This is a genomic window from Solibacillus isronensis (genome assembly GCF_023715405.1).
Taxonomy (GTDB): Bacteria; Bacillota; Bacilli; order Bacillales_A; family Planococcaceae; genus Solibacillus; species Solibacillus isronensis_B.
In genome coordinates this window covers 23,750-39,620 of sequence record NZ_JAMBOC010000007.1, presented here as the reverse complement: position 1 = coordinate 39,620, position 15,871 = coordinate 23,750, and the positions used below count along the sequence as shown (strand labels likewise).

Here is a 15,871-nt window from a genome sequence, read left to right as displayed (position 1 = left end):
TTATGCCTTGGCAGATCCGAAAAACAGTTTACGAACCTGGATAATAACTAACGGCACTAACGATAATCCATAAATCATTAAATATTGGCTACTCGCCAAATCGGCTACCTCGAATAACCCGTTGATCAGGACAAAATTCAATATTGTAAACCCGAGTAAAAAGGCAATCCAAACTGCCAAATTCGAGAAAATTCCGATTTTAAAAATGGAATCTTCCGAACGGCAATTGAACCCATGCAGTAGTCTTGATAAACATAATGTTGCAAACGCCATTGTTGTCGCAACTGCTGTATCACCTGTCGATAAGCCTACTTGAAAGGCGATGATTGTGACTGCCGCAATAATTACTCCTTCAAATCCTACTTGGGATACGAATTTTTTATTTAACAGTGACTCATTTATATTCCGCGGTTTTTCCTTCATCAGTTTCTTATTATGCGGTTCTAATCCAATCGCAATCGCTGGCAGGCTATCCGTCAATAAGTTGATAAACAATAGATGGATCGGCAGAAACGGAGCCGGTAATGCGAAAAGCGTTGCATATAAAACAACGAAGATCGCCCCTGCATTTCCGGATAACAGGAATTTAATCGCATTTTTTATATTGGCATAAATACTTCGTCCGTTGGAAATCGATTTGACGATTGTTAAAAAATTATCGTCGGTTAAAATCATTGCTGACGCATCTTTAGCCACTTCAGTTCCTGTTTTCCCCATTGCCACACCAATTTCAGCCTGTTTTAGTGCCGGGGCGTCATTTACCCCGTCCCCCGTCATTGCGACAACATGTCCTTTTTCTTGCCAAGCCTTTACAATACGGATTTTGTGCTCTGGAGATACACGAGCATAGACAGAGAAGCTTTCCACCTTATTTTTCAATTCCCGATCCGAAAGCTTTTCAATGTCCTTTCCTTCAATTGCTTCATCAGGACTTTTTAATATACCGAGCTGTTTCGCGATCGCGATTGCCGTAATTTTGTGGTCCCCTGTAATCATGACAGGTTTAATGCCCGCATCCATACAGTCTGCAACTGCCTGTGCCGATTCATCGCGCGGAGGGTCCATCATCGCGATTAGCCCGACAAATGTTAAGCCTTGCTCGTCCTTTTTACTTATATTAGAAGAAAAGACTTCTTTATACGTAATGGCAATTACCCGTAATCCGGCATTCGAAAATGCGGTATTCGCCTGATTAATCTTTTCTAGCTGCTCGTTCGTAATAATCGAACTGCTGCTTGAATCGACTCGACTAATACGGGGAAGAAGCTCGTCCACTGCCCCTTTAGTAATCATGACATTACGGTTCCCCATACGGTGAACAGTACTCATCAATTTTCGAGTGGAATCGAAAGGAATCTCTCCTACACGCGGATGAAGCCCGCGTATCAGTTGCTCACTCATTTCAAATTCATGTCCTAACTTTACAAGTGCAAGTTCTGTTGGATCTCCTATTGTTTTATCCCTTAGCATCATAGAATCATTGCAAAGAATCGCAAAATCAAGCAGTTTTTTATGACTCGGGTTGGTCGGCTCCAGCTCGTTGGAGGAGAAGAACTGCTCGCCCGTATAAACTTCCTGAACCGTCATTTTGTTTTGTGTCAGCGTCCCGGTTTTGTCTGTACAAATAATCGAAACACTTCCCAAACTTTCTACTGCCGGCAATTTACGGATAATCGCATTTTCCTTTGCCATATTTTGAGTCCCTACTGCCAGTACAATCGTTACAATCGAACTTAACGCTTCAGGAATTGCCGCGACCGCCAATGAAACTGCAAACATAAAGGAATCAATCAGCTCACGCCCCCGAATAATATCCAAAGCAAAAATTACGATACAAATCAGGATAATTCCAATGGCAAGACGTTTTCCGAATTTATCAAGATTGATTTGCAAAGGTGTTTTTTTCTCTTTCGCATTGTCGATCAGCTTAGCAATTTTTCCGATTTCCGTATTCATACCGATTGAAGTAACTGCTACTGCCCCACGACCATTTGTCACAAAGCTGCCGGAGTACACCATGTTTTTTCTGTCTCCTAGTGCAAGCTCTGTTTCAACAATTGTATTGGCTACTTTATCGACCGCCAAAGATTCGCCTGTTAATGAACTTTCATTTATTTGCAAACTATGACTTTCGACTACTCGTCCATCCGCACTAATAGAATCGCCCGCTTCCAAAATGAGCAGATCCCCTACTATTACATTTCTAGATGGTATTTCAATAATTTCCCCGTTACGTTTAACTTTTGAAACGGGTGCCGCCATTTCCTTTAAACTGTTCAATGATTTTTCAGCTCGGGCATGCTGAACCGTTCCGAGAATGGCATTTAATATAATGACGATTAAAATGACAATGGAACTGTCCATATCTCCAAGGAAAATTGAAACAATTGCCGCAACAATTAAAATGAGCACTAAAAAATCCTGAAACTGCTCGAAGAAAACTTCGAAAATATTTTTCTGCTTTCCTTCTTTTAATTCGTTATAGCCATACTTTTTCTGGCGGCCGCGGACTTCGTAATCAGTTAATCCATACTGCGTCACATCTAACTTTTTCATTACTTCTTGTACAGATGCTTGGTAATATTCTGTTACTTTCATTTAAAGCCTCCTTCAAGTCATTTGATTGGTGCAAATAACTATTTTGAGCAATCCTATTTAAAATAGAAGAACTCTCCCAAAACACTGTATGATAGTTTTAGTATGAAAATGAAAACTTCCCAACAAAAATCTCATAAAACTTAGCTCTGTTTTATACAAAAAAAACGTTAATCTAAAAATTAAGATTAACGTTTAAAATGGGTTATTTATTTATAAACTAAAAAAACGCTATTTAAATGAGTCCCTTCTAGCTTTGGCTGCTTTTCTTTCTCTGATTTGTTCTTCCAATTGGGCAATGGCTGTTCTGCGACGTGCATTTTTTTCTTCAATATTTTCCAGTTCATCAGGAAGAGCAAACTCTTTACTAATTTCAGCCTCGTGTATATTTTCTTTTGTATTGTTAATCATTTTCCCTAAACTTATCGCATTTTCCGATCCTTTGTTGAAAACATCATGTCTGTCGTTTTTCATCATGATTCCTCCTTTTCGATGATAAATTTAGTTTGTTTTGCTTCACTTTATTTATTCCAACATAATATTTCTTTATTTCGTCACAGATGTCATATTATTGTTATACAAATACAATAAAAAATTTTTAAAAAGCACTAAAAACACCTTTAAACCCTTGATACGAAAGGTTTTGCTATATAATCAGCTATTTTACATGTTATTTACATATTCATTAAAATGGCGTTTTGCTAATAATTATGCGCTATAGTATGGATAAGTTCAAAACAAGTAGTGAGCCTTCATCATGATTCCACCTTTGCAGAAAGTCATAGCTGCTAGCATGAATGAACGCATAACTATACATAATTAATTTGAACAAATTTGACTAACCACCTCTTTGCCGATTACGTCACAGCGTAATTGTATCCAACGTTGGATATCCACCTGAGGTTTTAACTTCATTTAGCGAGTGTTTATAACACACACTTTAAACAAATATAAACACTTCCTCCAGCCATCTTGCAACCTTTTATATAGGTGGGAAGATGCTACTAAAAGAAGTTAAGCACCAAAAAGCTCCAGCTATTTCCCAATAGTAGCTGGAGCTTTTGATGTTTTATCTTTTTTTACCATAGCGTTTTGGTGCCTGCATAATCGCATCCCACACGCCGCTAAATGGCGGTGCATAAGCTAAATCCAAGTCCAACAGTTCCTCGAAGGTCATTTTATTGTAAAGCGCTGTCGCAAATACATCAATCCGTTTATCGACCCCGTGCTTTCCTACTATTTGGAGACCAACGAGCTTGCGGCTTTGCTGTTCGACAAGCATTCGAAGCTTCATCGGCTGGACATTCGGATAGTAGCTTGCAATATCATTCACTTCCATTACATACGCTTCTACAAGTGCATTTAAACGATCTGCAGCCTGATTATTTAATCCTGTCATGCCTATATGCAGATCAAAAAACTTTAAGATGGATGTTCCGACAATTCCAGCGAACTTCTGATTAAAGCCAGCAATATTCAACCCGGCAATTCGCCCCTGTTTGTTTGCTGTCGTCCCAAGCGGTAAATAATCGTCCTTCTGGTTTACACGGTTAAAATGAGATGCACAGTCCCCTGCCGAATACACATTAGCAATCGAAGTCTCCATTTTTTCATTGACGATAAGTGCTCCATTTTCCAGCTTGGCAAAACCTTGTGCAAAATGTGTATTTGGACGGACTCCTGTCGCGACGATGACAAGGTCTGTTTTATGCACACCACTGTTTGTCCGAACTGCCTCCACAAATTCTGTTCCTTCGTAGCCTATCGTATCTTCATTTAATAAAACTTCCACACCATTTTTGACTGCTTCCTCATAAATAATATCGGTCAGCTGCTCATCAAGAATCGACATTAATGTGCTTCCCCGTTGAATGAGACGCACATCCAGACCGCGCTCCCGTATTGTTTCAACAACTTCAAGACCAATATAACCTCCACCGATGACCGTAACGTGCTTCACATTCGGCAACTGTTCCATCAGTTCATTCATTTGTGGAATTGTTTTTACTGTATGAATCCCTTTTAAATGAGCATTTTCGATTTTCGGCATTGTTGGTGATGCTCCTGTTGCGATGAGCAGTTTATCGTATATAAATTCGAATGGCTCCTTGCTGTTTACATCAATACCACTCACTTTTTGGAGTTTTGTATCAACTGCTGTCACTTCATGGAAAATGCGTGCATCAATTCCGTATTTCGAGCGGAACTCCTCCACATCCCTTGCAATCAAATCTTCTGCATGAGGAACTTTTCCATTAATTACGTAGGGCAATCCGCATTGTCCATAAGAATAAACTTCGCCTTTTTCTAATACGACAACGTGGGCGGCCTTAATATTACGCACAATTTCCATTGCTGCACTCATACCTGCCGCGTCTCCGCCTATAATTACAACTTTCATATTTGATCCACTCCTCAATACACTTTTCTCTTTCTTAATAAAATGCTACCGAAAATTGTTGCTATTAATAGCATATCATTCCTTGCTGTTTCGTAATCCTATGTATTCCCAAAATATGTTACACTAACTATCAGAAAAATCCCATATTTCTTTCGTCCGGCATACACCGGACGAAAGAAATAAAGCCTCCGGCGGATGTCATGGATTCGATAAGGACATCTTTGCGCCGGGGCGCAAAGCCGAATCCAGACGCAATTACGCCAAGGCATAATTGATAAAAAAAGGAGAATCTTTAATGACTAAAACAACGATTGGCATTATCGGTACTGGTGTTGTCGGTGAACGCATTATTAACCAGGCACTGCAAAACGAACATTATGAAATTGCCGCAATATTTGATACGAATGAAACACGTACAGCACAATTGGCGGCTAAATATAATGTACCCACAACGAATGATTTACAAGCGCTATTAAATTTAAAACCGGACTGGGTTTATATCGGCACACCACCTGTCAGCCATGCAACACTTGCTGCAGAAATTGCAAAGCACAAATTACATATTCTCTCGGAAAAACCGCTTGCCCATGATGCAGCAGACGGAGAAATAATGGTTCGTATCGCAAATGAATCCAATGTTCAAACAGCGATGCATTTTCCGTTAATGTACGGTGCGGCAGTCCATCAGCTGAAACAAGAGCTTGCAAAAGATATGGGTGACATTACCCGTATTGAACTGCATACGTATTTCCCTGAATGGCCGCGTAAATGGCAGCAAAATCCTTGGATTGCTTCACGTAAGCAAGGTGGCTTTATTCGGGAGATTTTCCCGCATTATTTGCAATTAACACACCATTTATTCGGTGATGTTGAAATTTTGGCGCATGAAACAGCTTACCCTGAAGATCAAGCACTTTGTGAAGTCGGGGTATCTGCTTTAGCGAAAACAGCAAACGGCATCCCGATGGTCATTAACGGGCTTGCAGGTATCGGACAGGAAGAGCGCATCGACTTTAAAATTTTCGGAACAGAAAAAGTTGTAACATTACGAAACTGGTCTAATGTCTACACAAGCAAAGCCTATGAGCCGGAAGTGGAGATTACCCCTGCCGAAGCCCCTGAAACAATGCTTGATGCATGTCGAAAAGTCCTTTTAGGCGAAGAAGCATTTGTCGTACCATTCGAGGAAGGCTTAAAAGTGCAGCGTTGGATTGATGAACTGTTAAAGTAATATGATTTCGAAGCTGTTTGGAAAGCCTAATCCCCCTTTCCAAACAGCTTTTTATTTCGGAATCTGAAATATTTAAATTGTAATGAACCTCCTTCTGTACTAAAATAGTCGTAATATTCGTTTTATTGGGCCATTAGATTCAAAGGGGGATTTTTTTTGGACTTTTTACATTATCCATTTCCAAGTAAGCGTAATACAGTCATCGCCAATCGTGGAATGGTCGCAACATCCCAGCCGCTCGCAGCACAGGCGGGACTGGATATTTTAAAAAAAGGCGGCAATGCAGTCGATGCAGCAATCGCGACAGCAGCAGCACTTACTGTTGTTGAGCCTACATCAAACGGAATCGGCGGAGATGCATTTGCCCTCGTCTGGATGAAAGATGAACTTTACGGGTTAAACGCTTCTGGTCCTTCTGCCAAGTCGATTTCCAAAGAAGCATTAACAGAGCGAGGATTAGATTATATACCGATGCATGGAGTTATCCCCGTTACTGTTCCAGGGGCACCATCAGCATGGGTAGCCTTATCAAAGCGATTTGGGAAATTGCCGTTAAGCGAAGTATTGGCCCCTGCCATCTCCTATGCAGAAGAAGGATATCCGATTTCTGTAACACTCGGACAATACTGGCAATCGGCTTATAAAAAGTATAAAAAGAATTTCACATCCGAAGAATTCCAACATTGGTTTGAAACATTTTCAATCGATGGACGGATGCCGGAAATTGGCGAAGTATGGAACTCTCCAGCACACGGAGATACGTTGCGTAAAATCGCCAAAACAAATGGCGAGGCTTTCTACAAGGGCGAAATCGCAGATAAAATTGATGCCTTCATGAAAAAACATAACGGCTTTATTTCAAAGGAAGATTTGGCAAGCTATGAACCTGAATGGGTAAACCCGATTAAAGTGCATTACAAGGGCTATGACGTATGGGAAATTCCGCCGAATGGACAGGGTATTGTTGCACAGATGGCGCTGAACATTTATCAGCATGCCGAGTCAAAATGGCAGGATGCACAAACATTACATAATCAGATTGAAGCGATGAAGCTAGCATATACGGACGGTAAGGCGTTTGTCACAGAATCAAATGACATGCCGGTCGATGTCGATACACTTTTATCAAACACTTACGGAGAGTCACGCTTTGCTGAAATCAGTGAGACAGCAATTGATCCAAAACCTTTCGAGATTCCAAAAGGCGGTACGGTGTATTTGGCAACAGCTGATGCGGACGGCAATATGGTGTCGTATATCCAAAGTAACTATATGGGCTTCGGTTCAGGCATTGTCATTCCGGAAACAGGTATAGCGCTTCAAAACCGGGGCTATGATTTCTCACTGGATGAAACACATCCAAACTTCTTAAAGCCTGGAAAACGAACATTCAATACAATTATCCCAGGATTTTTGACAAAGGATGATGAAGCGGTCGGTCCATTTGGCGTAATGGGTGGATATATGCAGCCTCAAGGGCATTTCCAGGTCGTTACATCCACAATCGACTTCGCACTCAACCCGCAAGCAGCACTTGATATGCCCAGATGGCAATGGATCGGTGAAAAGCGCGTCGAAGTCGAGCCGCACTTCCCTAGTTATTTAGTGCATGCATTGCAACGTAAAGGCCACGACATTCGAGTTGCAGTCGACGGCGGCAGTTTCGGACGCGGTCAAATTATATGGCGGGACCAGAAGACAGGCGTGCTGTATGGTGGAACAGAGCCACGTACAGATGGCGCAATTGCCGCTTGGTAAGTAGTTTTTACAACAAAACAGGAGTATCCCGTTGAAGTAATTTTGCGGGATACTCCTATTTATATTTTTTCATTTTTTACTATCTTAATGTATGATTAAACTGCAAAAACTGCAGTGGCAACAAGAGGTTGCTGCCTTACGCACCTATAACTATCTTTACTTTACCCGTACATTTCATCAATACTGAAAACAAGGAAGGGGATGACTCACATGATTTTTAGTGAACGATTAAAAAAAGAGCGAGAAAAAAGAGGTTGGTCACAAGCGGATCTTGCCGAAAAAATCCATGTTAGTCGCCAATCCGTTTCTAAATGGGAAACCGGGAAGAACTATCCGAGTATTGAAGTAATCATTGATTTGAGTGATTTGTTTGGCATCACAATTGATGAAATGTTGAGGAGTGATGGTGAATTGAAAGAAAAAGTAATTCGAGATAGTAAGAAATTGGCGTATCCAAAATGGAAAGCGTTCTTTGATAGCGTATTTTTATTAGGTGCATTTTTATTGGTTGCAAAACTGATTATTATGGGTTTAAATCATTTTGCTGGTATGGATGTTATTATTCCTGAAGGCTTACCAAAAATCCTATCAAACTTCTTGCCGCTAGCTTTAATGGTAATCGGCGGGATTGGTGCAGACCAGTTAAAAACAAAATATATTGAATAAAAAAAGGTAGCGCATTCGCTACCTTTTTTATACCGATTATTCAGCTTCTGTTTCACTTGAATCAGCATATAATTCCTCTTTGCAAAACTCCAATATCATCGCTTCTTCGTCTTCTTCCAATGCAAAATCCAAAAACTCATTATTAGATTTATCAATAATAAAATAGTTCACGATGCGTACATTGTCGTCAATTACCCCTACAATCACACGAATCTCTAATCCTGCAGCGGAATACAGTTCATCTTCCTCATCCACTTCTACATCTAATAAAAACTCATAACGCTTACCTTCAATAATCTTTGTCGGATCTAAAATTTCTTCTATTGAAAATTGCGTAATATTCATATTCATGCTCCTTCCGGGAAATGCTTCTATTTTATCATAAACGAAAATTGCCCCGCGTCAAATAACAATCATTATTTACACCGTGACAGCAACGTTTTCATATGACAAACTAGAAACTAAGGAGTGATGGACATTGAAAAATCTATTTTATTACGAAGATGCAATGATGAAGGAATTTACGGCACAAGTTGTGAAAACAGGTAAAGACGACACAGGAAATTTCATTGTACTAAACAATACGGCATTTTATCCTACTGGTGGCGGGCAACCCCACGATACGGGCTGGATTAATGAATTGGAAATTATCGATGTTGAGAAAATTGATGAGGAAATTCGTCATTATACGGCAGCCGATGTGTCGAATATTTCCGGGGAAATATCCGGGAAACTTCATTGGTCGCGCCGATTCGACCATATGCAACAACATGCGGGACAACATATTTTAACAGCAGCCTTTGTGGAATTATTCGATATGGCGACAGTGAGCTTCCACTTAGGGACAGAGCTTGTCACAATCGATTTAAATGTTGGCGAAGTATCGGAAGATCAGCTGGCAGCAGTGGAAAAACGGGCTAATGAAATTATTTGGGAAAACCGTCCTATTGAAACTAAGTGGGTGACAAAAGAAGAATTAGCACAATATAACTTACGGAAAGATGTAAAAGTCGACGAAGATATTCGTTTAGTTATTATCCCTGACTATGACTACAATGGCTGTGGTGGTACACATCCCACTTCTACCGGACAAGTAGGCTTATTGAAAATTTTAGCTACAGAGAAAATGAAGAAGCAGATTCGTGTACACTTCGTCTGCGGCAATCGCGTGTTACAGCAGCTGGCTATGCGTAAACAGGTTTTAAGCGATGTGGCACGCCAATTGAGCGCACCGGAAGATGAAGCTGCTGATGCGTTGCGTAAATTCGCGAAAACAGCAAAGCAAACAGAGAAGAATTTAACGGAAGCACAAGATGCCCTTCTTGAATTCGAAGCAAAAGAATTAGCAAACGAAACAGTTGCTGCAGCGACATTTGAAAACCGCTCGATTCAAAGCCTGCAGAAGCTGGCGCGTTTTATTACACAGCAAAATGGTGAGGCAATCGCACTGCTCGTTGCCAATAATGAAGACAAGCTACAATTTGTTGCGGCACGCGGCAGTGAGCAAACAAAATCGATGAAAGATATTTCTGCAACTGCTTTACCGCTCATTAATGGTAAAGGCGGCGGAAATGATGCACTTGTCCAAGGCGGCGGTGAAAAAACCATTTCAGCTGAAGCGCTGATTGAGGCAATGAAAGAAGCAGTTCGATAAAGTGAAACTTCAATCCGTGGGGGTTTTCCACCACGGATTGTTAGTTGAACCAATCGGGCTTTTACGGGTAGTTGATCTCCCGCCTATTTTTTTGCCCTGCCTAAACCTGGAGGTTGGAGTCTTACTACCCGTTAATGCGGGATAAATGAAAAAGAAGCTAATGATGGGTTGAGCCATTCATTAGCTTCTCTTATTTTATCCTGCACGCAGTCCATTCATCCCACGGCGAACATTTGTTATATCGGTATAACCTAGCTTTACGAGTTCCTTGCACGCTTTATTACTGCGCGCACCACTTTGGCAAATGACAACAACAGGACGATCTTTCGGCAAATCCCCTAAATACGTTCCAAGCGGACGATTAATAAACTGAGGAATATGGGCCTCTTTATATTCTTTTTCCGTCCGGACATCCACAAATACATATTTCTCGTCTTCCAGTAAAGGCTGCAGTTCTTTTGTAGTAATATATTTCACGCCTTTTTTCGGCATAAAACGCACAATCATTGCAATAATTCCCACCATTGCAAGTAGTGTAATAATCCCTTCCATTTGCATACTCCTAAAATCTATTTTCACTTATTTTACGATAATCTGCATAAGCTTACGAATATTTTGCGCTGTGATAACGGGAATTCCGCCCTTTATTGAAGGTCTGGAAATATATTAGAACTTTTTGCAGTTTATTAGAAAACCTGCAGCATATATTAGAAAACTACTAACTAGCTTTCCTTTTTCAACTCAACGACATAAATTTCAGGCAGATTAAAGACCCGGTAAGGAAACAGGCTGTTCCCCAAGCCCCGATTTACAATCATTTCCGTATCCTGCTGTTCATAAATACCTGCTGTGTATGTTGGCATGAAACCTTGAGTTGGCGCAAAAAGTCCGCCGATAAATGGCAGACGAATTTGACCACCATGTGCATGTCCTGTTAACACTAGGTCAATGTCCTTTTCAACATATGTTTCAAACACCTCAGGACGGTGCGACAGTAGCACTTTAAATGCATCTGGATTCATATTGTACAGTGCTTCATCGATCGACTGTCCCACTTCTTTCCCCATTAACGGGTCCTCAATACCCGCAATGACAATGTGCTCTCCGTTGCGCTCCAACTGTACCGCATCATTCGGTAACACATGGACACCCAGCTCATTTAAAGCCGCATAAATTTCATCTGTTAAATTCAATGCAACCTCGTGATTGCCAAGAACATAGTAAACATCCGCAATATCGACTAATTGGCGCACAGCCTGCAAGCTGTTTTCCAAGTCATAGCGGCGACTATCCACTAAGTCACCCGTTATGAAAATAGCATCCGGTTTGGTAGCCCGCACTTTTTCCACTAACCTTGACTGATTTTCCCCGAATGTCGCATCATGCAAATCGGTAACTTGGGTAATCCGGTAACCATCAAAGCTTTCCGGAACTTTCTCTGATTCATGTACATAATCGGTTGTTACAAGCCAATTATTATTTATATATAAAAATAGATAGACAACACCTATAAAAATGATTAATTTCAATAACTTTTTCAATTTATTCGCTCAATTCATTGTGAGTTTTAAGCAGCGACTAATACCACCCATCTTTATCAATAATATTGAACTGTTTCGGAACATTCAAGTGTAAAATCCGTTTACCAATTCGTTGAGTGGATTATTATAGCTTTCGTACTTGAAAGTGTTCAGTAAATCTATTGATAAACTAAGCGGTATACAATCATTCACTCACACCTCCTTTTGAATATGCTTGATCAGCTCAATCAAATCTTCATCCATCACGCCTAAACGTTTTGCTTCTTCTACGATTTCCTTTGCCATCTTCGTCAATGTGTCACTTCGTCTTGTTGTTAAAATCCGATGTTTTGCATCCCCGATCACGAACATTCCAAGTCCTCTCTTTTTATATAAAATTTCTTTTTCTACTAAAATTGTCAGGCCTTTTCCTGCGGTTGCCGGATTAATATTAAAAATTTCAGCAAGCTGATACTGCGAATACACTTTTCCTTCCGGAAGCACCCGATCCGCCAATATCTCATTTTCAATCCATTCCGCTACTTGCATATAAATAGGCATTGTACTTTGTGTGTTAAAAATCAATGAGATTCTCCTTTCCAAGTTATCCAGTACATTAGTGTTGTAATGTACTATACAAAAAACGAGCTTATTTGTCAATAAATAAAGAAATATTATCCACATATACTATTTATCCACAAAGTTATACACATTAACGTTAATTATCCACAATTTAATCACGATTTTTCAACAGATTGTATTATACTTATCCACAAAGAATATTGTGGAATTCTATTTTAGAACAAGATTCCAAAAAAATATTCGAATATATTTTCATTTGTTCTAAAAATCGTCACATTTTTCTAAGTTAAACCTGCCCATTCTTATAAAAAAATGAATAATTTTAATTTCTCGTAATAATGCTTAGTTAAAAAATAAATAACTGTCCCTTTACCTATGATAAGTACCGAACTTTATCTACAAGTTATCCACATTGCTCTATTTTTTATCCACTAAAAAAAGCATTCTAAAAGCGACATGCCATCACTTTTAAAATGCTTTTCCATTCATTATTTAATTTCTTTCAATGTAGCTTCCACTTCTTCTTTTACTTGCAAATTTTCTTCGCCGAACAGGATTTCATTTAATGCATCGTCTCCAGAACCTTCAGCTAGCGGTACGCGTGAACGATATGCCGCGCGACATACTAAATGCCCGGAAACAGGGGCTGTAATAAATACGAAGATAATCCCTAAAATGAGGCGAATACTCACATAGCCATCATGGATCCAAAAGTAAATGAACCCGCCGAACAAACAAAGCAATACAGAGAGTGTCGCACTTTTCGTTGCTGCGTGTGAGCGTGTATACACATCTGGTAAACGTATCATGCCGAATGCGCTAATGACACTCACAATTGCGCCAAACAAGATAAGAAGTGCCGCCATTAATTCAATCAGCTGATTTACGTTCAACAATGACACCTCTTTCTATATATTTCGAGAATGCGATCGTTCCGATAAATGCTAAAATACCCAATATTAAAATGGCTTCCAAAAATGCCTTTGTTTTTAAAACAATCGACACGATGGCGATCGCAGAAATTAAATTTACACCAATCGTATCAAGTGCGATTGCGCGGTCAGGTAATGACGGCCCTTTTATCACACGAAATAGGGATAGTCCGATTGCCACCATAAATAGAACAAGTGCCGCCTTTAGAATCAAATCGATCATTGTGTCACCTCCAAAATGGCACGTTCAAACTTGCCGATTGAACGGAGTACCGTTTCTTTCGATTCTTCTATATCCATCGCATGAATATAAAACGTGCTGTTATCTTCTGAGACTTCCATTACAACAGAACCCGGTGTCAATGTTAATAACAGGGCCAATGTCGTTACTTGGTAGTCCCCTCTTAATTCTGTTTCATAAGTAAAAATGCCCGGTGTAAAATTCATCTGTGGATCCAGCACTTGTTTTAATACAGAAATACTTGATGAAAGCAGCTCTCGAATAAATATGAGGATGAGCTTAATAATCTTTAGTACACGACGCAAGTAAAACTGTGTTCCGAAAAACCTGTGCATAGCATATAAAATCAATGTTCCGACTAAAAAGCCTGACATAAACGTCGTAAAGTCTGCAGTTGGATCATCCTTCAACAAAAACCATAGCGCCGCAATAAATAAATTAATAATAAATTGACCTAACATGTGCTCACCCTCCTTTACTTATTCGTATTTAAAATCGCATCAATGTATACGGAAGGGTTGGATAATGTGTAGGCTGCATCATTCACATAAACTGCCAGCCCTTCTGCGCCAACTCCTAAAGCAACGATACAAATCGTCAATAGCACAAACGATACCATCGCACCGCGTGGCATCCGAATCTTGTCCTCTTCATTAATCGATGTTTCTCCAAAAAATGAAGCAAGGAAAATACGCATTAATGAATAGAGTACGATGATACTCGAACCGAATGCCAGCGCCAATAAAATATACGCCTCTGCTTCAACAGCACCTTGGCCGATCAATACTTTTCCGATAAACCCGCTTAACGGCGGAATTCCGACAAGCGCACACATCATAATAAAGAACAGCCACCCAAATACCGGATAAATTCGAATTAACCCATTCATATTTTTCACGACAATTTCCCCTGTTAAAAGCACCATTGTTCCAATAAGTAAAAACAGCAGCGCCTTACCAAGCATATCGTGGATTAAATAATAAACCGCGCCTGCCATTGCTGACTCAGTTCCGATCGCAAGTGCCACCATTATAAAGCCAACACTAATGATGACGTTATACGTAGCAATTGTCCGAACATCGCGTCCGGCAAATGCACCCATACATCCCGCAATAATCGTCAGCCCCGCCATCACACCGATGGCCGTATGCGTAATTTCCGGCTGTAACGGGAACATAAGCGTGAACGTACGGAATAATGCATACATGCCGACTTTTGTTAATAGCGCAGCAAATAATGCCTGTACTGCTGTTGGAGGCACACTGTAGGAACCAGGCAGCCAAAAGAATAGCAGCAATCCTCCTTTTAAAGCAAAAACAATGAGGAAAACAAGTGCGACAACCGTTAATAACGGATCTTGACCGGCTTCTGCAACGCGCTGTGCAATATGTGCCATATTAAGCGTCTTTAACGTTCCATACATAAACGCCAGTGCAACGAGGAAAATCCAGGATGCGACAACATTAATGAGTACATACTTGATCGACTCGCGCAGCTGTATCTTTCCCCCGCCTAATGCAACTAATACATATGACGCCAGAAGCATTACTTCAAAACAAACGAATAAGTTGAAAATATCGCCTGTTAAAAACGAACCGTTTACACCTGCCAGTAAAAACAACACAAATGGATAAAAATACATTCTTTCATGACGCTCGCCAATTGTGGAAAAAGCATAAATTAAACAGATCGTTGTAACGATGCTTGCCGTTAAAACAAGCAGTACCGCAAATGAATCGGCGACAAATAAAATACCGAACGGCGGTGCCCAACCACTAAAGTCTATACGCATGATACCTTCTGTTTGAATAAGCTGTAGCAGGACAACAGAAGTCCCTATTACAAAAATCATTGTAATTAAACTAACAACCCGCTGAAGTTTAATATTATTATTTAAAAATACTAATAATGCGGCCGTTATTATCGGCACAATCATTGGTAAAACTATTATATTATTCATCTGATGACCCTCCAAGTTCCCCTAGATCATCGGTTCCGTTCATTAAATACATCCGATAAGCCAGCACAAGTAAAAATGCCGTAACAGCAAAGCTAATAACGATTGCTGTTAAGATCAATGCTTGTGGCAAAGCGTCGGTATATGGTGCGGCCGCTTGACCTAATAACGGCACACTCCCCTTCTTCAACCCGCCGACCGTCAATAACAATAGGTGAACGGCATGAGATAAAATGGCGGTGCCGACAATCACGCGTATGACACTACGAGAGAGGATTAAATAAGTAGCGACTGCGACTAGAATGCCGACAAGTACAATCATTAATGATTCCAT

At 40.2% G+C, this 15,871-nt stretch carries 16 protein-coding genes; 4 read left to right on the top strand and 12 right to left on the bottom strand.

All coding sequences use genetic code 11. The features are described from left to right. The 3 genes from M3166_RS17725 to M3166_RS17715 all read right to left on the bottom strand — a co-directional run bounded on the left by M3166_RS17725 (position 1) and on the right by M3166_RS17715 (position 4,996). Complete coding sequence (locus tag M3166_RS17725) at positions 1–2,598, bottom strand: cation-translocating P-type ATPase (RefSeq protein WP_251691410.1); 2,598 nt, start codon at positions 2,596–2,598, stop codon at positions 1–3. 228 nt (positions 2,599–2,826) lie between these two features. Next, on the bottom strand, positions 2,827–3,069 hold the full coding sequence (locus tag M3166_RS17720; protein WP_251691408.1) for a spore protein Tlp: 243 nt from the start codon (positions 3,067–3,069) through the stop codon (positions 2,827–2,829). Between the two features lie 595 nt (positions 3,070–3,664). After that, positions 3,665–4,996: an FAD-dependent oxidoreductase gene (locus M3166_RS17715; protein ID WP_251691406.1), complete on the bottom strand. Its 1,332-nt coding sequence runs from the start codon at positions 4,994–4,996 to the stop codon at positions 3,665–3,667. A gap of 295 nt (positions 4,997–5,291) precedes the next feature. Here M3166_RS17715 and M3166_RS17710 point away from each other — a divergent pair, with 295 nt between their 5' ends. The 3 genes from M3166_RS17710 (at position 5,292) to M3166_RS17700 (ending at position 8,651) form a co-directional block, all read left to right on the top strand. Beyond that, positions 5,292–6,227: a Gfo/Idh/MocA family protein gene (locus M3166_RS17710; protein WP_251691404.1), complete on the top strand. Its 936-nt coding sequence runs from the start codon at positions 5,292–5,294 to the stop codon at positions 6,225–6,227. Positions 6,228–6,383: 156 nt separating this feature from the next. Continuing rightward, the gene (locus M3166_RS17705; protein ID WP_251691402.1) at positions 6,384–7,985 is read left to right on the top strand and encodes a gamma-glutamyltransferase family protein; all 1,602 of its coding nucleotides are present in this window, start codon (positions 6,384–6,386) and stop codon (positions 7,983–7,985) included. A gap of 210 nt (positions 7,986–8,195) precedes the next feature. Then, positions 8,196–8,651 carry a helix-turn-helix domain-containing protein gene (locus tag M3166_RS17700; RefSeq protein WP_251691400.1) on the top strand — a complete coding sequence of 152 codons (456 nt, stop codon included), beginning with the start codon at positions 8,196–8,198 and terminating at the stop codon, positions 8,649–8,651. A gap of 36 nt (positions 8,652–8,687) precedes the next feature. Here M3166_RS17700 and M3166_RS17695 read toward each other — a convergent pair whose 3' ends face one another. Continuing rightward, complete coding sequence (locus M3166_RS17695; protein ID WP_251691398.1) at positions 8,688–8,996, bottom strand: DUF6509 family protein; 309 nt, start codon at positions 8,994–8,996, stop codon at positions 8,688–8,690. Positions 8,997–9,129: 133 nt separating this feature from the next. Here M3166_RS17695 and M3166_RS17690 point away from each other — a divergent pair, with 133 nt between their 5' ends. Next, complete coding sequence (locus M3166_RS17690) at positions 9,130–10,305, top strand: alanyl-tRNA editing protein (protein WP_251691396.1); 1,176 nt, start codon at positions 9,130–9,132, stop codon at positions 10,303–10,305. A gap of 195 nt (positions 10,306–10,500) precedes the next feature. Here the strand turns inward: M3166_RS17690 and M3166_RS17685 are convergent, their stop codons facing one another. From M3166_RS17685 to M3166_RS17650, 8 genes are all read right to left on the bottom strand, one after another. Continuing rightward, complete coding sequence (locus M3166_RS17685; RefSeq protein ID WP_251691388.1) at positions 10,501–10,857, bottom strand: rhodanese-like domain-containing protein; 357 nt, start codon at positions 10,855–10,857, stop codon at positions 10,501–10,503. A gap of 170 nt (positions 10,858–11,027) precedes the next feature. Then, complete coding sequence (locus M3166_RS17680) at positions 11,028–11,846, bottom strand: metallophosphoesterase (RefSeq protein ID WP_251691386.1); 819 nt, start codon at positions 11,844–11,846, stop codon at positions 11,028–11,030. Between the two features lie 192 nt (positions 11,847–12,038). Next, positions 12,039–12,410: a GntR family transcriptional regulator gene (locus M3166_RS17675; protein ID WP_251691384.1), complete on the bottom strand. Its 372-nt coding sequence runs from the start codon at positions 12,408–12,410 to the stop codon at positions 12,039–12,041. Between the two features lie 485 nt (positions 12,411–12,895). Further along, positions 12,896–13,300 (bottom strand): Na+/H+ antiporter subunit G, encoded by a 405-nt coding sequence (locus M3166_RS17670; protein ID WP_251691382.1) that lies wholly within the window; start codon positions 13,298–13,300, stop codon positions 12,896–12,898. Continuing rightward, positions 13,278–13,562 (bottom strand): Na(+)/H(+) antiporter subunit F1, encoded by a 285-nt coding sequence (locus M3166_RS17665; protein WP_008407457.1) that lies wholly within the window; start codon positions 13,560–13,562, stop codon positions 13,278–13,280. The genes M3166_RS17670 and M3166_RS17665 overlap by 23 nt, the downstream gene beginning before the upstream one ends. Continuing rightward, a complete protein-coding gene (locus M3166_RS17660) occupies positions 13,559–14,041 on the bottom strand; it encodes a Na+/H+ antiporter subunit E (RefSeq protein ID WP_079523224.1) in 483 nt (160 codons plus the stop codon). Before M3166_RS17660 ends, M3166_RS17665 begins: the two co-directional genes overlap by 4 nt. Before the next feature lie 14 nt (positions 14,042–14,055). Beyond that, positions 14,056–15,540: a Na+/H+ antiporter subunit D gene (locus M3166_RS17655; RefSeq protein ID WP_251691380.1), complete on the bottom strand. Its 1,485-nt coding sequence runs from the start codon at positions 15,538–15,540 to the stop codon at positions 14,056–14,058. After that, complete coding sequence (locus tag M3166_RS17650) at positions 15,533–15,871, bottom strand: Na(+)/H(+) antiporter subunit C (RefSeq protein ID WP_008407452.1); 339 nt, start codon at positions 15,869–15,871, stop codon at positions 15,533–15,535. Before M3166_RS17650 ends, M3166_RS17655 begins: the two co-directional genes overlap by 8 nt.